Genomic DNA, 21,610 nt, shown 5'->3' on the forward strand with positions numbered 1-21,610 from the left:
TGGAGATGATCCTAGACCCGGGCGCGGCTGACAGCAAGCCATAGACTTTAATGATCCAGTGCTGGAAATATTAAAAAGCCGTGCCGCCCGTGGGGGTGAATTCAGCCCGATAAGCTGAGAGGAAAGAGCGGAATTGATCAACGCCGCCCAATTCACCGGCAATCCGCCCCAATTCACCGGCGGGGGTTCCCGATGGGCTGGTCAATAAATCAAAGACCCCCGCATAATCCCCTTCCATGATCAGGGGGCGATAGCGGGACCGCAATTGCGCCAAACGTTCCCGCGCATCATTAAAGGAGAGCGCCAAGGCCTGACGGATGAGGATTTCCCGTTCCGGCAAGGCCAGGGGCGCATCATTCCGCCAGCGATTGCCCAGCAGCCGATCCGATATAGCGGCCAAAGCAGGCCAATCCTGACTCGCCCAGTAAATATCGGCGCGTAATTGATCCGCCTCGCGCCCTGATGTGTTTTCCAACAGGACCAAAGCTTCCTCATAGCGCTTTAATTCAGACAAGGCCCGGGCCGAAACAAGGGTGCGCTGCTTTAGCACATCATCAGGCAAGATAGGCTGGCGGGTGGCGCGCATGATCCGCAGGGTTTCTTCCGGGCGGCTATCCAGCAGATAAATCTTGCCCAATTGTGCAGCAACCAAAGCCTGTGCCGATCCTTCCAGCCGATAGCTGACCTGATGTTCTAAAAGCTCGGCAGCACGATCCACCAGATCAACGGAAACCAACCGCTCAACCAAATGGCGGATCATCCGATCCCCGGAACTGCCCAAGGGGGTCAATTCGCTGAAATCATAAAAAAGCCCCAAGGCCTCCAAGGGCGGCAGTTTATCGGCAGCGCCATCAAGAAACAGTCTGGAAAAAATAGCCGACATCTGTGCCGCCAGATCCCGGGATTGGGCATCGGTGGCAAAAGCCGAAGCCGCAAGTTGAAGGGTTAAAAGCGCCTGACGATATTGCTCTTGCTGGCGATAAAGATCGGCCAGCGTTTCCAAAACATCCATTTCCAGCCTGTCGCCCCGCCAGGCAAAGCGGAGCCTTTCCAGCCGGGCCGTCGCCTCGCTGATCGAGATATTGCCCTCGCCATATTCCAGCCTTGCCAATTGCAGGCGGGCTTTTGTGGATAAATGGCGATCCCGGGCGCTGGCGGCATCCTGATAACGGGCGCGGGCGGTGGCAATATCCCCCCGGCTTTGCGCCAATTGGCCATAAAGATAATCAACGGCCAGCGCCTGATTGCCGCTCAGCCCCATATTTTGCAGGCTGGTGATCTGCCCGCTGGCCAGATCATAGGCTTTTTCCGCCAAAGCCGATTGGGCGATAGCGAGATGGATTTTTGCCAGAAAAGGCCGATCATGAAGGGCCAATGCCTCGGTGCCTCGACGAAAATAATCAAGGGCCAAGGCATGGCGCTCGGCATGATTGGCAGCCAGGGCCCGCCACAGCCATAGATCGGATTCGGCATCCAGCTTTGGATCGAGCAGGGCCGTCAAAGCCTCAAGAGGCCGATTGAGACCCAACAGAACAACCCCCGAAACGGCCTTCCACTGTAGGGTATTTTTGATTTCGGGATCGGTATCCGCCAAAAGCGCAAGCATCGCATAAGCTTCGGGATAGGCCCCATGGCCGGCATAAAAACGGGCAAGATCCCAGCGCACCGATTTACGTGATGCCGCATCCGCCAGGGATAAATCCACCAGCATCTGCTGTTCGCGCGCCGTATAATCGGCTTTTGTGCCCTCATGGGCTCCTTGTCGCCAAGCCTCAAGATCGATCATCCGCGAGACCACAGTGCCGCCCCGGGCCGCACCCATCCGGGCGGCTAATTCAGAACCTGAAATCGCCAGGCCCCTTTGCGAGCCGATACTGACCCCGGTGGCAAAACGAACGATCTGAAGCCCATCGGCCACAGGATCAATGACCAACCCTTGAGCTGAAGGCAAAAGATGGAAATCCACATATTGATGATCTTGCGCCAGGCCGCGACCATCATCCCCCAAAGGGATAACCGAAAGCCGATCCCCCACCGCCGGATCAACGAGGCTGAGGCGGCCACCCACCTCATCGGCGGCAACGAAGATCACCGTTCCCTGCGCCCCCGCCTGACGCACAGGGGTCAATTCCCGGGCAGGAGCCGATGCCCCGCTCACGATGCGCACCCGCCAGATTTGGCCCGTGCGCCGCACCGATAAGCCCACAGAACCCACCAGATCGAAACGTAAGGCCGTAAAGCCTTGGGCATCCATCTGTTCGGCACTGCGCAAGGGGCCGGAATTTCCCTCGGCTACGGATCGCTCCACGGCCGATAAATCAACCCGACGGCTATCCTCGAATATCGTCCAAAGCCAGCCGGATCGCAGGAAAACAGCCGCCGTGGTGCCCTTTTGCCAGCCAAAAGCAAGCTCGATACCATCCGCATCTTTCACAAGGCTGAGCGGCAACAGATCAGATGAGGCCTCCGGGCGGTAGCTGAGCGGGGATGAGTTGCTTGCCCCCTGCTCTGCTGCTACCGACCGCATTTCTTGTGGCGAATTTTGGGACGGCGGGGCAGGTTCAGCCGCGGCCTCAGCCCTGATCCCTTCGGCATTTTGTGCAGGAAAAACATCCAGAACAAGGCTGGCCCCGCTTAGAAAATGCCTGAAGCTGCTTTGGGGATTGACCATGATATCAAGGATCGTTCCGGACCCGTTTTGATCATCATCAGCCCGTGCCTCAATGGCCATGATATGGGCTAAAGGATCATTTCTCAGCACACTGAAATCAAAAACATGGCTTTGGGTAAACTGAAGCCTGATCCGATCCCCCGCTTTGGTGATCTGATATTGGGGAACCTGCAAAAAATCAAAAACCACCCGGCTATAGGCGGGATGCTCGCCCCGGCGAACGGAGATCGCCGCCGTATCATCCTGAGCAAATACGGCTTGATGAGGAGCGAACCAGATGCCCCAGATCAGCAGGACCAAAAAGAGCCTAGCCATCATCGGACGGCTCCCTTTGCCATGCCAGAATTTCAATCTCGACCCGACGCGCCTGCGCCATTTTTTCTGATCTGTTGCCATCGGCACTGCGTTCGTCAAATTGGCCCGCACCATAGCCATAGATCGTCATGGGATAATGATAGCCCTTATCTGTCAAAAAATCTGCAACGCTTTGGGCGCGGCGCAGGGAAAGCTCCCAATTTGAGGCATAAATCTGCCCCCGCATGGGGCTTGGATCAGTATGGCCGGAAATCACGATCCGATTATCGATCCTTCGCAATTGCTGGGCCAGATCAGACAAAGCCCCCTGAGCTGCTGAATTGAGCCGGGTAGACCCCAATTCAAAGGATAAATCCGACGACAGGCTGATGAGCACCCGATCATCACTGCGGGTGATGTGCGCCATGGGCTGAGCATCGCCGCCTTTTTGGCTACCTGACCATTGATGCGTCAATAAAGCAGCTAAATAATCCAGCCCAACCCCCCAGGGCACATAGCGACGAAGCTGATCCGCATCGGGTTTATCGGACTCCACGATCTGCGCCTGATTGGGATTGAATTGCTTACGAAAGGACGCCAGAACCGATTCCCATTCGGAAAGCTGCACGGCATTCATGGAAAAGAGCAAAACAAAAAATGTCAGCATTAAAGCCAATAAATCCGCAAGGCTAACCATCCATGAGGCTGATGTTTGTGATTTTCTGACAAGGATCGGCGGGGGGCTGATCATGGATCACCCCTGCCGCTCTCCAGGGCAGGCTGTTTGGCCCGCAGATGGATTTTCAAACGCCGACCGAGGGCCTTTTTATCAAGGCCAATGGCCAAAGCCGATTGTGGAATACCCTCCCCCACAAGGCTCAAGGCCAGGGCATTGGCGCGCCGATAGGCCAGATCCCCTTCCGCCTTGGCCTGCCCGAAGATGAAAGCGATTTCACGCTTTTCACCATAAGGAGCGCTTTTGATCAGCGTTGATATTTTTTTGAAAAAGGGCGTGGCCTGCTCGCTCAATTCAGCGCTTTGGGCGAAAAATATGGCCCGGGGATCCAGCTCAAAAACCAGCATATTGCCGCCTTCGGCAGGATAAGAGCGCACGGGCCCCGGCATTTCAGAAATCAGCGCACCGGCAAGACGAAAAAATTCACTATCAGATTGAGCATAGCGATCAGGCGGCAGAAAACCCGGACGCCGCACCGGGGGACCGAATGGACGCTCGAAGGCATCTTCAAGGCTTTGCACCACCGCAACGGAGCGCGCCGTTTCGCGATTTGAAATCACATTCATAACAATGAAAAAAGCCAGAAGAATAAGATAGAGCGAAACAAAAAGCCCTATAGATGGATCAATGAAACGGCCCCGCCCATCCCGCTGCTGGTGATGTTCATGAAAGGCCGACATGGCCATTCATCAATCAAAACTGGCAAGAAGGGCATCGATATCATCCTGATTATTCCCCTTCCCATCCAATTGGGGCCCATGCTTCAGGGCATCTTCATTCACGACCTCACCTTTTTCATTGAAGATGTTTTCTTCCTCATCTTCGTGAATCGTGGTGTCGCCAATGGCTTCGGCCAAAGCAGACAGACGATCTTCAATATGGCGCAAGACGCTGACAACCTTGGAAACCCGCTGCCCGGTAATATCCTGAAAACTCGATGCTTCAAAGATTTCGGTGCTCAGTTCAAATAAGCGGTCACCATGTTCGCCGGTAACTTCGCCTGCAAGCTCACCCATCTTATCGGCGGCATCCATAATCTTGCCTGCCGCTTCTTCGGTATGCGCTACCACGGCATCCAATTCATCCCGAGCGGTAACGATATGCTTGTCGGTCAGGGTTTTGGGCCGCATGAAAGCCAGTTCATCACGGGCATGGGCAATGAAATCGAGCAATTCACGCACTTCGGAACCCACATCCGCCTTGGTTTCCATGCCCTGACCATCAAGGGACGTCAGCAGATTGGCGACCACGGACCCGATTTCATCCACGGTTACAGCCTCACCCTTTGAGGCTTTAATCGCATTGAGCCTGTCCTCAATGCTCAGAGCCACCGCCTTGGTCATCCGCTGCTCCCGAAATTATGTGCGCCTGAGACTGTCTATCACTGTCAAGTCAATATCTGTCAATTTAGCAGTCCGACAGTTAAAAGCCTGTTAATTTCAATCTATTGTGCAGCTGTTTCCTGCCCCAGCGCCTCAACATTCGGCAGAGGATTGCGCGTGGCAAGCCTTGTGGTCAAAGTTTTTGCCACATCGGTATCCATTTCCGCCAGAAGGGCTGCCATTTTGCGATCCGACATCCGCAAAGCAACCTGCTGCTGAATATCCATATCAAGGCGTTCGAAAATCGCGGCAGCATCCTTGGGCTTCATGGTTTCATAAACTTTGACGATCGATTGAATCTGCTGATCTTCCTGATCCTCATGCTTTTCCACCAAGGCAGCGATTTTTTGCTCGATGGTTCGCAATTCAGAAATTTTCTGATCGATCCGGCGTTCGGTCGAGGCCAATATCTGCTCACGCAAAGCTGCTTTTTGCTCTTGTTCTTCAAGCTGTTGTCGGCGCTTTCTCAGGTCTTGCAACAGATTCATTTCAGACCGGCTGATCCCGGCAATCGCGGCTGTTGCGGAAACCGCTTCATCGTCGCCTGACAAAGGTGCTGATACGGTTGCTTCTGCCGCCCCCGCCTCATCTTGGGCCTTTTCCTTGGGCTGATCGGCTTTGGGTTCAGCGCCATTGGCCGCAGGGGCGGCCGTTTCCTGGGCACTGGCCTTGCTCACCAAGCGGCTGAGGTCGCCAGCGAAAGTCCCCGATTTAATGGCGAGGCCCACCACTGCAACCATGATGAAAACCGGCAAAAGCCTCAATCGGGCAAGAGGGCGACCGATGCTATTGACTGATAAAATCGCGCGCACGCTCATCGGGCTTCCTTCAGAGCTTTCAAAAGATCGGGCCGACCACTGCGGATCGGGGTCACTTTTTCTTCAGTTGCCGCCGTTTCAGCCGAATCCCGCGCCGCCTTGGCGGTCAATTTCTTCTCAAGCCGATCGGCCAGATTGTTTCCCGCTTCGGTGATCAGGGTCAATTCATCGGCCATGGCCCGGGCCTTGCGCGTCGAAGATTGAAGATTCTCATCCGCCTCGCCGCCCATTTTCCGCAGATTTGCAATGGATTCTTTTGCCTGAGTGGTGGCATTTTCCAAACGATCCACAAGACCAGCCAGTTCATTTTGACCTTTGCGCATTTCTTGCAAACGGCTGTTCACCCGAATACAGGCATAAAGAACGGCGGCCAGCAGCACGATCAATGTCGCATCAAGCGCAAGACCGGTCATCTCTGTCATCGACATGGTTTCATTCCTTTCGACCCGCACGTTTCAAGCGGTTCACATTATTCACCTGCACCGCCAGTTTTTGCCCTGATCGTCCCATTCTGGCATTCAGCAAAGTCACCTCGCCGCAGCGCATTTCCAGGCTATCCTGAGGCGTGACATTCAGCTGAATGGTTTGGCCCACCTGAAGATTCATCACATCCCGCAGGCTCATCACCTGTTCATCAAGCACCGCCCGAAGCTGCAGGTCGGCAGACCATAATTCCGTGGCGAGATGGGTTTCCCAGATACTGTCGCGACCGAATTTTTCGCCCATGAAACGCTGCAGCAGCAATTCGCGCACGGGTTCCAATGTGGCATAGGGATAAAGCAGTTCCAATCGTCCGCCGCGATCTTCCATGTCGATGCGCAGCTTGATCAGCACCGCAGCATTGGGCGGGCGGGCGATGGTGGCAAAGCGCGGATTGGTCTCCAGCCGATCAAAGGTGAAATTGGTGGGTGATAAAGGCTCGAACGCCGCCGACATATCCTTCAAAATGACCGCGATCATGCGTTCGACAAGGGTTTGTTCGATGGTGGTATAGGGCCGCCCTTCGATCCGCATCGCCGCCGTGCCCCGGCGTCCACCCAAAAGCACATCGACGATGGAATAAATGAGCGAGCTATCAACCGTCATCAGGCCGTAATTATCCCATTCTTCGGCCCGGAACACGGCCAGCATGGCCGGCAAAGGAATGGAATTGAGATAATCGCCAAAACGCACGGAGGTGATATTATCAAGGCTGACCTCGATATTATCAGAGGTGAAATTACGCAAGGAGGTCGACATCATCCGCACCATGCGGTCAAAGATGATATCGAGCATCGGCAGGCGTTCATAGGAAACCAGAGCACTGTTGATCAGCGCCTGAATACCATGAGAATCGCCGCCATCATCCTCGCCATCAAAGCCGAGCAGGCTATCGATTTCATCCTGATCAAGAACCCGCCCCGGCGCACTGCCCGAATAGCCATCCCCATCATCATCTTCCGCATCGCCAGCGGCCATGGCTTCCCATTCTGCAGCCACGGCATCGTCATCGGGGGCATCATCTTCGGCGCCGGCCATAGCAGCCCATTCCGCGGCTACGGCTTCGTCATCGATCTCTTCATTTTCGGTTTCATCGGCCATGATTGCTCTACTGAACCAGCATTTCCCTGAACAGAACGTCTTTGACTTCCACCGGCGCCACCGATGTATTGATCCGAACCAGCAATTCTTCCTTCAAACGATAAAGACCCGCCGAGCCATTGAGATCCTGCACCCGCAATTCGCGCAAATATACCTGAAAATCATCAATGATCCGCGGCATTTTTTCTTCCACCGCCGCCCGGGCACTTTCCCTGTCAACCTCAAGGCTGATGCGGGCCCGCAGAAACTGCTGCTGGCGTTCCCCGGTATTGAGATTGACGACCATTTCGGGCAGATCGATAAAGATCAATTGGATCTGCTCCTTCACCGGCTTGTCTTCGGCTATGGGCTCTTCCTTGCCGCCCATCAGCATCGTCAAGACAACAATGATCGCGATCAGGACGACAAGAGCCGGAACGGCAATCAGGATAATTTTCTTCCCGCTGAATTTTTTGGTTTGGGGCATATCACCCAAATCGCCAGCAAGATCATCATCGAGATTATCGTCATCTGCCATGGAAACGTCCGTTCAATTTCAGGAAACCGATCCTGCCCATAAGCTCAAGCGCGCTCTGTCTTGCTATAGTTAATATCGAGAGTGTTAATAAGTCGTAAGGGTCTTGAAAGACTCTTGGTCGCACACCATCCTGATCAAAGCGGCAAACTCTGCCCCATGATCATCCGTTCATGATCCGCTTTCACGATCAAAATCACCAATCCATTGAAATTATTGAATTCCATAATCTGGCACGGGCATTGCATTGCGATTTGGCAAGGGCAGTGCCGGTGTTTTGGCGATCCTTTTAAGACCTTGCGAAAAATGGAGACGGATGATGGACACATTGCTTTCAATCGGCTTATCGCATCAAGGTGCCATGCTGCGGCGCATGGATGTGATCGCCAATAATATTGCCAATGCATCCACCACGGCCTTCAAGCGCGAACGGGTGGTTTTTCAGGATTATCTGTTCACCATGAAAGGCGAAGGCCCCAAGGAACTGCGCGATGTGCGCATGGTTCTGGATTATGGGGTGGTGCCCGACATGAGCAAGGGCGAGTTTATCATGACCCGCAATCCGCTGGATGTGGCCATGGAAAATGAAGGCTTCATGGTCATCCAGAATGATGAGGGGGAGCGCCTTTATACCCGCAACGGTAATTTTCGCATCAATATCGATGGTGAATTGACCACGCAAACGGGTCAGCGTGTTTTGGGGGTCAATGATCAGCCGATCAGAATCAATCCTGATGATACCAATATCATCATCACCGAAGATGGCACCATGCGCTCGGATCTTGGCGATATCGGCCAGATTCAGATGGTGCAATTTGCCAATTATCAAGGCTTGGAGCGCCGGGGCGACAGCCTTTTTGCCACTGAGCGTGAGGAACTGCCGCCCGATGAGCTGCGGCTTGTTCAGGGGGCTTTGGAAGGCTCGAATGTCAATCCCATCGAGCAGGTGACCAGCATGATCAATGTGCTGCGCAGCTATCAATCGATGGAACGCAGCCTCAACACCTATTCCGAGCAGCAGGACCGCGCCATCGAGCGTCTCTCGCAGGTTCAAGCCTGATTATCAGAACGCCTCTGCCACATTATAGAAGGACAAGACGATGAAAGCATTGAATACAGCCGCCACCGGGATGCTTGCTCAGCAATTGAATGTCGAGGTGATCTCGAACAATATCGCCAATCTCAACACCACGGCCTTCAAGCGCCGCCGTGCCGAATTCCAGGATCTGCTCTATCAGAATATCGAGCGGGTGGGTGCCAATTCAACGGCGCAAGGCAATGTGGTGCCATCGGGCATTCAGGTGGGAGTGGGCGTGCGCGCGGCGGGGGTTTATCGCATCGCCACCCAGGGCAGCCTTGAATTGACCGATAATCCCCTTGATCTGGCGATCAATGGCCGGGGCTTTTTCCGCGTCCAAAGCCCTGATGGCGAAGAGCTTTATACCCGTGCCGGATCATTTCAGCGCGATCAGGATGGCCGGATCGTAACGCCCGAAGGCTTTGAAATCCTGCCCGGCATCAATATCCCCGAAGAAGCGATCGATGTCAGCATCAATCAGGAAGGCGAAGTTCAGGTGACCCTGCAAGGTCAGGTCAATCCCCAGATCGTGGGGCAGCTTGATCTTGCCACCTTTACCAATGAAGCCGGTTTGGAAGCCATTGGCTCTAATCTTTTGCGGGAAAGCCAGGCATCCGGCCCGGCCACTGTGGCCACCCCGGGCACCAATGGCTTTGGCCTGATCGAGCAGGGTTTCCTTGAAAAATCGAATGTCGATCCGGTGCAGGAAATCACCAATCTGATTACTGCCCAGCGCGCTTATGAATTGAATTCCCGGGTGATCACCACATCCGATGAAATGCTCAATGCCGTGAACAGCCTGCGGTGATGAACCCGCCCTTTTGAAATGCTCCTGATGGGGAAAGATGACATGACCAAAACCCGCGCGATGATCGCATCAATGATGCTGAAAAGCCTGATCGCTTTGACCGCATTGAGCGCCCTGCTGATGACCAGTACTCTGGCGATGGCGATGATGACCAAATCATCAGCCACCGTTAATGGTCCGCTGATCACCCTTGGGGATGTGCTGTTGACTTTGCCTGATCAAATGACTGCGCAAAAGGCGGCTGAAACGGTATTGGCCTCAGCCCCCCTGCCCGGTGAAAGCCTGTCTCTATCGCGCTATGATATTGATCGCGTCATGGAAAAGGCGGGCTTTACCCACGGCCTTGAAAACGCCAGCGGCTATATCAAAATCACCCGCGCCGGGCACGCCATTCCCGAAGATATGATCATCCAAAAACTGGCTGATGCGATCTCTCGTTCAAGTAATTACGAACAGGTAAATGTTCGTCTCACCAATGCGAGCAATCCCCTTTATGCCGTCCTTTCGGCTGATCTGGGCAAGCTGCGGATCGAGGCCCTTTCGGTGGATGAAACAACGGGCCGCTTCACCGCCACCCTTGCCATTCCCCATGATGAAGGACGCTGGAACCGGGTGGCCCTTTCCGGCATGGCCGAGCCAACAAGGATGATCCCGGTGCTGGTGCGCAGCATGAGCAGCGATGAAGTGATCAGCCGGTCGGACATCGATTGGATCGAAATGTCGGAGCGGCGCATCAATCGCACCATGATCCTCGATGCTTCGGAATTAATCGGCCTTGCCCCCGTGCGGATGCTGCGGGCCGGGCAAGCCCTGCGCACAAGCCAGGTGCAGCGCCCGCTTCTGGTCACCAAAGGCTCGGTGGTAACAATGTTCGTCCGCCATGGTGCCCTGACCCTGAGCGCCACCGGAAAAGCCATGCAGGATGGCGCCAAAGGTGATTTCATCCGGCTTTTGAATACAGCCAGCAATCGCACAGTGGAAGCCCGCGTCACCGCATCCGGGGTGGTTGAAGTGATGAACCGTGCCGTTGTGGCCGCTTCGCAATGATCTCAATGAAGGCATCTTCTGTAAAAAATAGGAAGGACGTGTCATGAACCGGGCTTATCACATCTGCAGCCAATGGCTAAAAATCGGGCTTCTCAGCGCCAGCCTTGGGGCCTGCACTATGGGGGATCGTCTGGCCAATATCGGTAAAGCCCCCGATCTGGCCCCCATCGAAAATGTTCAGGCCCCCACGAGAACGCGATCCCTGTCCTTGCCGATGATGAGCCAGGACCAAGGCGTGGGCCAGGCCAATTCCTTATGGCGAACTGGGGCGAAGGCTTTTTTCCGCGATCAACGGGCAGCCCAGATCGGCGATATTCTGACCGTGGCCATCGAGATTGATGATCGGGCCGAAATCGAAAATGAAACGATCCGCTCGCGCAATAATACGGAAACCGCCGGTCTCGATGGCTTTTTGGGTTTTGAAGGCAAGCTCGACAAGGTTCTGCCCAATACCGTGAACCCCGCCGCCCTGGCCGATTTCGGATCGACCAGTTCTTCAACCGGGAATGGAGAAGTGGATCGCTCGGAAACCATCGACTTGACCATTGCTGCCATCGTCATCGATGTGCTGCCCAATGGCAATCTGGTGATCCAGGGGCGGCAGGAAGTGCGGGTGAATTTTGAAGTGCGGGAATTGCTGATCGCCGGGATCGTTCGCCCGGAAGATATTTCCGCCACCAATATCATCAACCACTCACAAATTGCCGAGGCGCGCATTTCTTATGGTGGGCGCGGCCAGCTCAGCGATATGCAGCAGCCTCGATATGGCCAGCAGCTTTACGATATCTTGTTCCCATTCTGACGGGCATAGACAGCAAAGAAAAAGGGGGCGATTGCAGCCCCTTTTTTTATAAACAAATGATCAGGATTGATCCCCACCCTGCTGCGCCAGAAATTTGGCATGGCTCACCGGATCGATCCGCACCTTTACATGGGTGCGCCCCTCATCATCGGCAGATTGCGCTAAAACCTCGCCATGGCGATGCAGCCAGGAAAGATCGCCCCCTCGCCAAGGTTCGATGATCAGATCATGCACGCTATCATCGGCACCCACGCACTGATCGATCCTTTCCATTAATTCATCAAGGCCAGCCCCGGATAATGCAGACACAGGCACATCATGCGGCGATTTCTGCGAGAGATTAACCAAAGCGTCCCGCTCATCATCAGGCAGAAGATCGATTTTATTCAAGGCCTCGATCATCATCGGGCCTGCCACCTCGCCCGGCTTCACGCCCAAATCGGCGAGCACATGAAGCACATCGGCCTTTTGCGCCTCGCTATCGGGATGGGCCACATCGCGCACATGCACGATGAGATCGGCAGAGATGACCTCTTCCAATGTGGCCCGGAATGCCGCGATCAGATGGGTGGGAAGATCCGAGATGAAGCCAACGGTATCGCTCAGGATCACTTTGCGTCCGGTGACCAGATCAATGGATCGCATGGTGGGATCAAGGGTCGCAAACAGCATATCGGCCGCCAGCACATCTGAATGGGTCAGCCGATTGAACAGGGTGGATTTGCCGGCATTGGTATAGCCCACAAGGGCAACCACCGGATAAGGGGCCTTTTGCCGCCGGGTGCGATGCAATTCCCGGGTTCGGGTCACGGTTTCAAGCTGACGTTTGATCTGGGCAATGCGATCCGTGATGATGCGTCTGTCGGCTTCGATCTGGGTCTCACCGGGGCCGCCGATGAAACCGAAACCGCCACGTTGCCGCTCCAGATGGGTCCAGCTTCTGACAAGGCGCGATTTCTGGTAATTCAGATGCGCCAATTCAACCTGCAATTCCCCTTCTTTGGTGGCCGCACGTTCACCAAAGATTTCAAGAATAAGCCCGGTGCGATCGATCACCTTGGTTTTCCATTCGCGCTCCAGATTGCGCTGCTGAACAGGCGAAAGTTCGGCATCCATGATCACCAGATCAATGCTGTGTTCGGCGATATAGCTGCCCATCTCCGCAACCTTGCCCTTGCCAAGCAGGGTTGCGGGCCGAGCCGGGGCCAAAGCCACAAGCTCTGCCCGCTCGACCGTGATATTGATGGCCATGGCCAGGCCAACCGCTTCTTCCAAGCGGGCGGCGGGGCTGCGCGCCTTATCGTCATAAGCCGTTTTATGCGCGTTTTTTTTCACCCATGGGTGAATGACAAGAGCCCGGGTCGGCTGCTCCCCATCATGGGGAGACCGAAGCCCGACATGCTCATCCGTAATGTGGATCACAAAGTTTCCCTTGATCGACGATCAATCTGTTTCGAGATCTTTTTCCGGCTCAAACAGGCTCACCGGACCGGACGGCATGATGGTCGAAATCGCATGTTTATAAACCAGTTGAGAATGACCATCGCGGCGCAAAAGGACGCAGAAATTATCAAACCATGTAATCACGCCCTGCAACTTAACCCCATTGACGAGAAAGACGGTTACAGGCGTTTTTGATTTGCGGATTGCATTGAGAAAGACATCCTGAAGATTTTGCGATTTTTCTGACATGTGTCGCCATTCTTTTTTTGTTGAACATTATCGTTGAGATCGACCGTTTCTTCGAACGCTTCATTCCACTTAAAACCAGGATCGACAAAGCCGAACGAATCCGGGGAACTTTATGCCTGAACTTAGAAAATATCCCCCGATGATCATAGCTTGCCACGTTTGTTGCGCCGCGACAATTCGTTGTCGAAAATTTTATCTCGACAATCAACCATGTGTGTCTTTTTGATTCAGGATCAATACAAAAAGCGGATAAGGGGCTCATTCCTCCGCTATCAAAAGAATTCAAGATGCACGGAAAATAATTGCTCAACAGCTTTGACAGCATCTGTAAGCGCCAGCACGATCACCCGGTCTCCGGCTTGAAAAACTGTATCGCCACGCGGCATGATCACCTTTTTATCGCGCACCACAGCCCCCACCAGCACGCCCCGTGGAAGCTTGATTTTCGCCAAAGATCGCCCATTGACGGACGAGGCTTCCAGCACTTCGGCTTCAATGATTTCCGCCGCCCCATCGGCAATAGAATGCAGATCGCGAATCCGGCCGCGCCGAATATGGCGCAAAATCGTGGAAACGGTCATCTCCCTAGGATCGATATGCACATCAATTCCCAAAGTGCCGATCAAAGAGCGAAAGGATGTATTGTTGATCAAGGTCATCGCCCGGGAACAGCCATGGCGCTTGGCCAGCAACGTCGCAAGGATATTGACCTCATCCTCATTGGTAACGGCCACCACCGTTTCCGCTTCGCCCACATTCGCCTCGCGCAGAATTTCGGGATCAAGGGCATCGCCATGGATCACCACCGTGCGGCTCATTTTATCGGCCACATAGGCGGCCCGTTCCTCATCGCGTTCGATCAGCTTCACATTTAAGCGCGGGGTGCGGGATTCCAACTTTTGGGCAAGGAACATTCCCACCGATCCGCCGCCAATCACCACGATCCTTCGGGCGGCCTCTTCCTCATGGCCGAACACACCCATGGCCCGGGCCACATAGCGTTTTTCAACGGCGATATAAACGCCATCGCCGATTTCCATATGATCATCGGCCAGGGGCACAAATAATTTACCCCCGCGCATGATCCCCATCACCCGCACTCGCAGATCGGGAAACAGTTCGGTCAATTGCCGCAAGGGTGTATCCACCACCGGGCAGCGATCATCCAACCTGATCCCCAAAACCCGCACGCTATCATCTGAAAAGGGGAGAGTGTCGAAAGCTCCGGGCACTTCGAGCCTGCGATAAATCGCTTCGGCCACCTCCACTTCAGGTGAGATGACAACATCGATGGGGATATTATCGCGGGTAAACAGATCGCTCCATTGGGGGGCCAGATAGCTTTGATTACGGATGCGGGCAATTTTCGTCGGCACATTGAAAAGCGAATGGGCAATCTGGCAGGCCACCATATTCACTTCATCTGAAATGGTAACGGCAATGATCATATCAGCTTCGGCAAGGCCCGCGGCCTCCAACACATGGGGATCAGACGCATGGCCCTCCATCGCCTGCACATCAAGGCTTTCGCCCACCTTGCGGATCAGCTTTGCCGACCGATCCACGATAATCACATCATTTTTCTGATCGGCCAGATAGCGGGCGATATTAAGCCCCACCTGCCCGGCGCCACACACCACGACTTTCATCATATTCCCCTTGAGCCGGTGCCCCTGATGGCCCGGTTCAGCATTGCTTGTACCGTCTGCCCCTCATTCATCATCATCGCGCCGTTCATGCCCCCCAAGGCCAAGATTTTTCAGCTTTCTGTGCAGGGCGCTGCGTTCCATCCCGATGAAATTGGCAGTTTTTGAAATATTGCCCGAAAAGCGGGTGATCTGCACGCGCAGATATTCCCGCTCAAAGGCTTCGCGCGCCTCTCGCAGGGACAAGGTCATCAGGGCATTATCGCTATCCCCGCGCAAAAGGCTGCTGGCATCTTCGGTGAGTTCCAAAGGCAGCATATCGGGTTCGATAATATCGCGCCCATCATGGGCCATGATCAAAATGCGCTCAATCACATTGCGCAATTGCCGCACATTGCCCGGCCATTCATAAGCCTGCAAAGCGGCGAGCGCCGGTTCGCTAAAGCCTTTGGGGGCACGCCCCGTGGCCGCCGCCACGGCCTTCACGAAATGCTCGGACAAAGATGGAATATCATCGCGACGCTCGCATAAGGATGGCACCTGAATCGGCACAACCGACAAGCGATGAAACAGATCTTCGCGGAAGGTGCCTTGGGTGATTGCCTTTCGCAAATCCCGGCTCGATGCTGAAACCACCCGCACATCAACCTGCACCCGCTTTGAACCGCCCACCCGCTCGAAGGTCTGCTCGGTCAGAATGCGCAGAATTTTGCCCTGGGTGGTCATCGGCATATCCGCCACTTCATCGATGAACAGGGTGCCGGCATGGGCCCGCTCGAACAGGCCGGTTTTCACCAGCCCGCCATCCCGCTCGATGCCGAACAATTCTTCCTCCATGCGATGCGGTTCCATCGAAGCCGCTGATACGATCACAAAGGGCGCCTTAAAGCGCTTGGAGCGCGCATGTAAAAGCCGGGCCGCCACTTCCTTGCCCGAACCCGGCGGGCCGGAAAACAAAACGCGGGAATTGGTGGGAGCCACCCGCTCGATGGCCTGGCGCACCGCATTGATGGCCCCGGAATTGCCAGTCAGTTCAAAAACCGGCCCGACCCGGCGTTTCAGATCTTCGTTTTCACGCCGCAATTCTTCAGCCTCGGTCGCCCGGGCCACAATGAACAAAAGCTGATCGGCCTTGAAAGGCTTTTCGATAAAATCATAAGCCCCGCGCTTGATGGCAGCGACGGCGGTTTCCACATTGCCATGGCCGGAAATGATCACCACCGGCAAATCGGGATGGCGGCGCTTCACGAGTTCAAGCACCTCCAGCCCATCAAGACGGCTGCCCTGCAACCAGATATCCAAAATCAGCAGCGATGGACGCCGGGCTTCCAATTCGGCCAAAGCACTGTCGCAATCATGGGCCACCCGTGTTCCATAGCCTTCATCACTCAGGATTCCGGCCACCAGTTCACGAATATCGGCTTCATCATCAACGATTAAAATATCCAGTGCCATCTGCACCCTTTCTTTTGTAGCATATTCCGGCCTTTTCGGCTCATTCCGCCGCGCGTTTATCGCGTTCGGGCTCGTTTGTCGCCTGTTTCTCCAGATAATCAGCGGCAAAGCGCAAGGTCACCACCGCGCCCCCATCCCGACCATTGGCCAGCAGCAGAGCGCCGCCATGTTCTTCAGCGATTTTCTTCACGATTGCCAGCCCAAGGCCGGTGCCCTTGGCCCTTGTGGTCACATAAGGCTCGACCAGACGATCGGCATCTTCAGGAAGGCCACGGCCATTATCGGCAATGATGATATCAACCTGATCCTCCGCTGATTGCAAAGTCAATTGAATGAGACCCGGGCTTTTATCGCCGTCTTCGATCCGCGCTGAGATCGATTCCCGGGCATTTTTCAAAAGATTGGTCAAGGCCTGCGCCAAAAGCCGACCATCACAAACCATCTTCAAGGCGTGTTCGGGAAGCCTGGTCTCGAAGGTGACATCCCTTTGACCCATTTCCTGTAAAAATACCGTTTGCCGGATGATGTCATGAAGATTTTCCGATTTGAAAACCGGCGCCGGCATCCGCGCAAAAGAGCTGAATTCATCCACCATCCGGCGCAGATCCCCCACTTGCCTGATGATGGTTTCCGTGCATTGGGAAAAAACTGCCGGGTCGCTGACAATCTCACGCACATATTTTCTTTGCAGGCGCTCGGCTGAAAGCTGAATGGGCGTGAGAGGATTTTTGATTTCATGCGCAATGCGGCGGGCCACATCCGCCCAGGCGGCGGTGCGTTGATCGCGCAATTGATCGGTCACATCATCGAAAGTCACCACATAACCGCCCATGCCCCCCTTATAGCCATCGGCTTCGGCGGTGACCCGCACCAAAAGGGTCCGCGCCTGATCCTTGCGCATCACCGTCACCTGTGTTTGGGCGATTTTATGGTTTGATTGTGATGCATCGGCCAATAGGGATGCCATCTGCGGTGCAATTTCGGCCAAGGGCCTGCCCAAAAGCAAATCCGGGGCAATCCCTAAAAGATCGCAGGCCGACCGATTGGGCAGATGAATCATGCCTTCTTCAGTTACCCCCAAAACCCCCGCAGACACCCCTTCGAGCACGGTTTCAAGAAAACTGCGGCGATCATCCAATTCGCGATTGGTGCTGACCAATTCACGCCTTTGGGCTTCAAGCTGCCGGGTCATGCGATTGAATGTGCGCGAAAGCACGCCGATTTCATCAGGGCCACCCGGCCCTTCGGCCCGCGCCGTCAGATCACCCTGGCGAACGCGATTGGCCGCTTCCACCAATTGGCTGATCGGCGCCACCAGCCGATTGGCGAACCACAAACCGATCCACACCGCAGCGAGCAGGATCAAAAGCGTGACCACGATGAAAATGGCATTCGACCGCAGCTGCACCGATGAGCGCTGGCTTTCCAATGTGCGATAGGTTTCCACCGCCCTTCGCGCGGCTTCCACATGGGCGGTGACCCGGGGATCCACCCGGCGTCCGATATATAAAAAGGCATCATAGAATTGATCGAGCCTGGTCAAAGCCCGCACCTGATCATCACCGGGATCGGCGATGATCACCTGCTCGCCCCCTGTTACCCGGCGCATCACCGATTCCGGCACCCGATTGGCGGAAAGATCGAGATTGAAGGAATATTTCGCCAGAACCCGGCCATTGCTGCTGAACACGATCACTTCCTGCAAGGATCGCAACAGCGCCTGTTCTTCCACCAAACCCTGCAAAAATTCACGATCCCGTTCGCCCTGCAAAGCCACGCGATTAAGATCATTGGACATCGCAATCAGATCAAGCTTGATATTCTGGCGATGCTCTTCGATATAGGCATCCGCCACCTCGAGGCTGTTATTCAAAGCCCCGCGCACGGAATCGGAAAACCAGTTCTGCACCCCATATTGCAAGAACAGCACCGATAAAATCGCCATGATCACCGGCGGGACCGAGGCAATGGCCGCAAAAAGGGCCACCAAGCGCAGATGAAGACGCGATCCCGCCGAGCCTTCTTTCCGCGCAAACCACACCCGCACCACCCGCCGGGCCACCAAAGCCGCCAATGAAACTAAAAGCACAAGATTGAGCAGCAAAAGCGTTGCCACCAGCCCATCGGCCACATCTTCGGCAGCCCCCTTGCGGCTGAGGGCGATATATGTGGCAATGCCGGAGGCAACGGCAATGATCGCAAGGCTGATTTCAAGCTTTAAGCCCACCCCGGACCGCCGCACCCACAGGCGAAAACGCGCCATGCGACGCGGCTTACGCGAGGGAGCATGCCAAGCCCGGGGCGATGCCTGATCCTGCTCTTGATCAGGTGCCTCTTTAGGCTCAGATGCATCCGGCCGTGCAGCAGAGATCGGATCGGTTTTTTGGGTCATCAAGGGTTCAGGCAACTGCTTTTGAGATAAGGCATGGGCTGAGTCCATAGGAATAGATGCAAAAATGCAACAGTTTTTTGATCAACTTGACACAGATGTGCACGCAATACCCAATCCTGCATCCTGATGGATCATTTTTGCCCCCGGGCAAAGCTGATTCCCAATTCACGGATTTTCTTGCGCAATGTATTGCGATTAAGCCCCAAAAGCTCGGCTGATTTAAGCTGATTTCCCTGCGTTGCCTTCAGGCTCAATTCAATCAGCGGCCTTTCGATCTCGCGCAAGATTCGCATATGCAGGCCCGCGGGGGGCAAGGCATCGCCATGCGCCTTGAAATAGCGCTTCAGATAGCGTTCGACCGCCTCTTGCAATCCTTCTTCACGCCAATCTTTTTTATGATCTGCATGATCACCGATTTTCAAACCCAGTGTCTGATCCACGGCTTGGGCGCTAATGGATTTTTCCGAATTCAAAACACACAGCCTGCGCACCAGATTTTCCAGTTCCCGCACATTGCCGGGCCAATCATGCCGCGCCAAACGATCCAATGCTGCCGGGGAAAAGCGCTTGAGCGAAAGACCTTCCCCCACCGCCCGGCCAAGAAAATGCTGCACCAGGTCGGGCAGATCACTCAATCGATCGCGCAAGGGCGGTAAATTCAGCGGCACCACACACAGGCGATAATATAAATCCTCGCGAAAGCGGCCATTGGCCACCAATGCGCCCAGATCCTTATTGGTGGCGGCGATGATCCGCACATCGACCGAGATCGGCTGTCCGCCCCCCAAAGTCGTGAATTCGCCTTCTTGTAAAACCCGCAGCAGACGCGTTTGGGCTTCATAGGGCATATCGCCGATTTCATCGAGAAAAAGCGTGCCGGTTCGGGCCTGTTCAAAGCGTCCGTCTGCCCGGCTATGGGCCCCGGTATAGGCCCCGCGTTCATGGCCAAACAGCTCGCTTTCAATGAGATCGCGGGGAATGGCGGCCATATTCACTGCTATGAACGGGCCTTTGCGCCGCCTGCCCATGGAATGCAGCGCCCGAGCCACCAATTCCTTGCCGGTCCCCGATTCTCCGGTGATGGTCACGGTCAGATCGGTGGGCATCAGGCGCGCCATGGCCCGATACAGATCCTGCATCGCCGGAGACCGACCAATCAGGGGATTATCAGCATCATGAGGGTGCGATCCAAAGGGTTGATCATCTTTATGCCGGGCGGCGGCGCTGCGCACCAGACGTTCCAGTTCATCAAGATCAAAAGGCTTTGCCAGATAATCGAAAGCCCCCCTTTCGGTGGCTTTGACCGCTGTCATCAGGGTATTTTGGGCGCTCATCACAATCACCGGCAGATCGGGATGAAGGCTGCGGATATTGGGCAGGATATCCAGCCCGTTATTATCGGGCATCAAAACATCGGTGATCACCACATCAAAGCTTTGGCTGGTCACATATTCCCATAATTGCGCGGCATTATGCGCCATCGTCACCGCACAACCCATGGCCTTCAAGGCTTCCTCGATGACCAGACGGATCGATCGATCATCATCGGCCACCAGAACCCGGATTGCATCTGTCATCATCCCTCCCCCCCTGCATCGTTGGCGGCCCTGAATAGCAAAATAAAGTGGGTCCCCCCCTGATCGGGACATTCCACCTCAACCAACCCACCCAATTCAGCCACCAGCTTTGCCACCATGGCCAGCCCCAAACCCGATCCCCCTTCGCGACCGGTGACAAAGGGTTCAAAAATATGATCCGCAAGATCAGCCCTGATGCCCGGGCCATTATCGCTGATGGTGATTTCCACCGGCAGATCAACCGGCGCGCCATCAGGCGCCGCCATCCGCAAGCCATGGCGAAAAGCCGTGCCGATCCTGATCACACCCCCGCTCGCGGGCACGGCTTCGGCGGCATTTTTCACCAGATTCAGGAATAATTGCACCAGCCGATCCCGATCCCCCAAAACCGGCGGCAAAGACGGATCATAGCTTTCAACAATCTGCACATGGCTGGCAAAGCCGCTTTTCGCCACGGCCCGCACATGATTGAGAACCGTATGGATATTCAACGCCTGCCGGGTAAAGGGCCGCACATCGGTAAAGCTTTCAAGCTGATCCACCAGCCTTTTGATGCGGTCAACTTCATCCCGGATCAGGATGGCCATGGCCCGGCCCCGCCCGGCGCTTTGTTTTTCCAGCAATTGCGCCGCCCCGCGAATCCCGGAAAGCGGATTTTTAATCTCATGTGCCAGCATCCCGGCTAGCCCGAAAACCGAACGCGCCGCCCCTTCCACTGTGGATTGCCGACGCATGACCCCGGGAAGCCTGCGTTCTTCCAAAACCAGAAGCACAAAGCCCGGATGATCGGCGATTTGAGCCGCCTGCACATCGGCCATCATGTGCTTTAAAATGCCCGACAAGGGCAGATCCCGCGCCACCACAACGCCGCTGCCGGCGCGAATCCGCTCGACCAACGGGCTGATCTGATTATCGATCCCGAAAAGCGCATCTAATGCGGCCTTTCGCAAAGCCGCCTCGGCCAAACCCAAAAGGCTTTCCGCCGCAGCATTGGCCAAAGCGATCCGATTATCGGGCCGAATGACAAGGGCCGCCAGAGGCAGCGAATTGAGGATATCTTTTTCCGAAATATCCGGCTCGCAGGATTGAGACACGGAAAGGTCTGACATTCTCAAGC

General features: G+C 55.1%; 19 protein-coding genes. 4 read left to right on the plus strand and 15 right to left on the minus strand.

Annotation, left to right across the window (positions count from 1 at the left end; genetic code table 11):
* Nucleotides 1–70: 70 nt before the first annotated feature.
* The 8 genes from AQ1_RS03700 to AQ1_RS03735 all read right to left on the minus strand — a co-directional run bounded on the left by AQ1_RS03700 (nt 71) and on the right by AQ1_RS03735 (nt 7,999).
* Nucleotides 71–2,989 carry a hypothetical protein gene (locus AQ1_RS03700; protein ID WP_042084368.1) on the minus strand — a complete coding sequence of 973 codons (2,919 nt, stop codon included), beginning with the start codon at nt 2,987–2,989 and terminating at the stop codon, nt 71–73.
* A complete protein-coding gene (locus AQ1_RS03705; protein WP_042084370.1) occupies nt 2,979–3,716 on the minus strand; it encodes an OmpA/MotB family protein in 738 nt (245 codons plus the stop codon). The genes AQ1_RS03700 and AQ1_RS03705 overlap by 11 nt, the downstream gene beginning before the upstream one ends.
* Entirely contained in the window at nt 3,713–4,381 is a 669-nt protein-coding gene (locus AQ1_RS03710; protein WP_150006795.1) for a hypothetical protein, read from the minus strand. The genes AQ1_RS03705 and AQ1_RS03710 overlap by 4 nt, the downstream gene beginning before the upstream one ends.
* A gap of 9 nt (nt 4,382–4,390) precedes the next feature.
* Complete coding sequence (locus tag AQ1_RS03715; RefSeq protein ID WP_042084374.1) at nt 4,391–5,044, minus strand: protein phosphatase CheZ; 654 nt, start codon at nt 5,042–5,044, stop codon at nt 4,391–4,393.
* 101 nt (nt 5,045–5,145) lie between these two features.
* Nucleotides 5,146–5,901 (minus strand): magnesium transporter MgtE N-terminal domain-containing protein, encoded by a 756-nt coding sequence (locus tag AQ1_RS14395; protein WP_052370891.1) that lies wholly within the window; start codon nt 5,899–5,901, stop codon nt 5,146–5,148.
* On the minus strand, nt 5,898–6,329 hold the full coding sequence (locus AQ1_RS03725) for a DUF6468 domain-containing protein (RefSeq protein ID WP_152550380.1): 432 nt from the start codon (nt 6,327–6,329) through the stop codon (nt 5,898–5,900). Before AQ1_RS03725 ends, AQ1_RS14395 begins: the two co-directional genes overlap by 4 nt.
* Before the next feature lie 4 nt (nt 6,330–6,333).
* Nucleotides 6,334–7,482 carry a flagellar motor switch protein FliM gene (gene fliM / locus AQ1_RS03730; RefSeq protein ID WP_042084381.1) on the minus strand — a complete coding sequence of 383 codons (1,149 nt, stop codon included), beginning with the start codon at nt 7,480–7,482 and terminating at the stop codon, nt 6,334–6,336.
* 7 nt (nt 7,483–7,489) lie between these two features.
* Nucleotides 7,490–7,999 (minus strand): flagellar basal body-associated FliL family protein, encoded by a 510-nt coding sequence (locus AQ1_RS03735; protein WP_042084384.1) that lies wholly within the window; start codon nt 7,997–7,999, stop codon nt 7,490–7,492.
* 313 nt (nt 8,000–8,312) lie between these two features.
* On the opposite strand from AQ1_RS03735, the gene flgF reads away from it, so the two are divergent.
* The 4 genes from flgF to flgH are packed head-to-tail and all read left to right on the plus strand — an operon-like array spanning nt 8,313 to nt 11,731.
* Nucleotides 8,313–9,056, plus strand: coding sequence for a flagellar basal-body rod protein FlgF (gene flgF, locus AQ1_RS03740; protein ID WP_042084387.1), 744 nt, complete (start codon nt 8,313–8,315; stop codon nt 9,054–9,056).
* A 40-nt stretch (nt 9,057–9,096) separates the two neighbouring features.
* Nucleotides 9,097–9,882, plus strand: a complete 786-nt coding sequence (gene flgG / locus AQ1_RS03745) for a flagellar basal-body rod protein FlgG (RefSeq protein ID WP_042084389.1) — start codon at nt 9,097–9,099, stop codon at nt 9,880–9,882.
* A gap of 42 nt (nt 9,883–9,924) precedes the next feature.
* Nucleotides 9,925–10,929: a flagellar basal body P-ring formation chaperone FlgA gene (gene flgA / locus AQ1_RS03750; protein WP_161760408.1), complete on the plus strand. Its 1,005-nt coding sequence runs from the start codon at nt 9,925–9,927 to the stop codon at nt 10,927–10,929.
* A 43-nt stretch (nt 10,930–10,972) separates the two neighbouring features.
* Nucleotides 10,973–11,731, plus strand: a complete 759-nt coding sequence (gene flgH / locus AQ1_RS03755; protein ID WP_042084392.1) for a flagellar basal body L-ring protein FlgH — start codon at nt 10,973–10,975, stop codon at nt 11,729–11,731.
* 60 nt (nt 11,732–11,791) lie between these two features.
* Here the strand turns inward: flgH and hflX are convergent, their stop codons facing one another.
* The 7 genes from hflX to AQ1_RS03790 form a co-directional block, all read right to left on the minus strand.
* The gene (gene hflX / locus AQ1_RS03760; protein WP_150006800.1) at nt 11,792–13,153 is read right to left on the minus strand and encodes a GTPase HflX; all 1,362 of its coding nucleotides are present in this window, start codon (nt 13,151–13,153) and stop codon (nt 11,792–11,794) included.
* Nucleotides 13,154–13,174: 21 nt separating this feature from the next.
* Nucleotides 13,175–13,423 (minus strand): RNA chaperone Hfq, encoded by a 249-nt coding sequence (gene hfq / locus AQ1_RS03765; protein ID WP_042084395.1) that lies wholly within the window; start codon nt 13,421–13,423, stop codon nt 13,175–13,177.
* Nucleotides 13,424–13,695: 272 nt separating this feature from the next.
* The gene (trkA, locus tag AQ1_RS03770) at nt 13,696–15,072 is read right to left on the minus strand and encodes a Trk system potassium transporter TrkA (protein ID WP_042084607.1); all 1,377 of its coding nucleotides are present in this window, start codon (nt 15,070–15,072) and stop codon (nt 13,696–13,698) included.
* Between the two features lie 63 nt (nt 15,073–15,135).
* Nucleotides 15,136–16,524 (minus strand): nitrogen assimilation response regulator NtrX, encoded by a 1,389-nt coding sequence (gene ntrX, locus AQ1_RS03775; RefSeq protein ID WP_042084611.1) that lies wholly within the window; start codon nt 16,522–16,524, stop codon nt 15,136–15,138.
* 40 nt (nt 16,525–16,564) lie between these two features.
* Complete coding sequence (locus AQ1_RS03780) at nt 16,565–18,787, minus strand: sensor histidine kinase (RefSeq protein WP_042084613.1); 2,223 nt, start codon at nt 18,785–18,787, stop codon at nt 16,565–16,567.
* 260 nt (nt 18,788–19,047) lie between these two features.
* Entirely contained in the window at nt 19,048–20,496 is a 1,449-nt protein-coding gene (ntrC, locus tag AQ1_RS03785; RefSeq protein WP_081837051.1) for a nitrogen regulation protein NR(I), read from the minus strand.
* On the minus strand, nt 20,493–21,602 hold the full coding sequence (locus AQ1_RS03790; protein WP_042084614.1) for a two-component system sensor histidine kinase NtrB: 1,110 nt from the start codon (nt 21,600–21,602) through the stop codon (nt 20,493–20,495). Before AQ1_RS03790 ends, ntrC begins: the two co-directional genes overlap by 4 nt.
* Nucleotides 21,603–21,610: the final 8 nt, after the last annotated feature.

Source organism: Iodidimonas nitroreducens (assembly GCA_000710935.1).
Classification (GTDB): Bacteria; Pseudomonadota; Alphaproteobacteria; order Sphingomonadales; family Rhodothalassiaceae; genus Iodidimonas; species Iodidimonas nitroreducens.

Coding starts and splice junctions, on each gene's coding strand:
- AQ1_RS03790 (WP_042084614.1), bottom strand. CDS start 21,602: ATGTCAGACCTTTCCGTGTCTCAATCCTGCGAGCCGGATATTTCGGAA.
- AQ1_RS14395 (WP_052370891.1), bottom strand. CDS start 5,901: ATGAGCGTGCGCGCGATTTTATCAGTCAATAGCATCGGTCGCCCTCTT.
- flgH (WP_042084392.1), top strand. CDS start 10,973: ATGAACCGGGCTTATCACATCTGCAGCCAATGGCTAAAAATCGGGCTT.
- fliM (WP_042084381.1), bottom strand. CDS start 7,482: ATGGCCGATGAAACCGAAAATGAAGAGATCGATGACGAAGCCGTAGCC.
- AQ1_RS03710 (WP_150006795.1), bottom strand. CDS start 4,381: ATGTCGGCCTTTCATGAACATCACCAGCAGCGGGATGGGCGGGGCCGT.
- flgA (WP_161760408.1), top strand. CDS start 9,925: ATGACCAAAACCCGCGCGATGATCGCATCAATGATGCTGAAAAGCCTG.
- flgF (WP_042084387.1), top strand. CDS start 8,313: ATGATGGACACATTGCTTTCAATCGGCTTATCGCATCAAGGTGCCATG.
- ntrX (WP_042084611.1), bottom strand. CDS start 16,524: ATGGCACTGGATATTTTAATCGTTGATGATGAAGCCGATATTCGTGAA.
- AQ1_RS03735 (WP_042084384.1), bottom strand. CDS start 7,999: ATGGCAGATGACGATAATCTCGATGATGATCTTGCTGGCGATTTGGGT.
- trkA (WP_042084607.1), bottom strand. CDS start 15,072: ATGAAAGTCGTGGTGTGTGGCGCCGGGCAGGTGGGGCTTAATATCGCC.
- AQ1_RS03715 (WP_042084374.1), bottom strand. CDS start 5,044: ATGACCAAGGCGGTGGCTCTGAGCATTGAGGACAGGCTCAATGCGATT.
- AQ1_RS03705 (WP_042084370.1), bottom strand. CDS start 3,716: ATGATCAGCCCCCCGCCGATCCTTGTCAGAAAATCACAAACATCAGCC.
- AQ1_RS03700 (WP_042084368.1), bottom strand. CDS start 2,989: ATGATGGCTAGGCTCTTTTTGGTCCTGCTGATCTGGGGCATCTGGTTC.
- flgG (WP_042084389.1), top strand. CDS start 9,097: ATGAAAGCATTGAATACAGCCGCCACCGGGATGCTTGCTCAGCAATTG.
- AQ1_RS03780 (WP_042084613.1), bottom strand. CDS start 18,787: ATGGCGCGTTTTCGCCTGTGGGTGCGGCGGTCCGGGGTGGGCTTAAAG.
- AQ1_RS03725 (WP_152550380.1), bottom strand. CDS start 6,329: ATGTCGATGACAGAGATGACCGGTCTTGCGCTTGATGCGACATTGATC.
- ntrC (WP_081837051.1), bottom strand. CDS start 20,496: ATGATGACAGATGCAATCCGGGTTCTGGTGGCCGATGATGATCGATCG.
- hfq (WP_042084395.1), bottom strand. CDS start 13,423: ATGTCAGAAAAATCGCAAAATCTTCAGGATGTCTTTCTCAATGCAATC.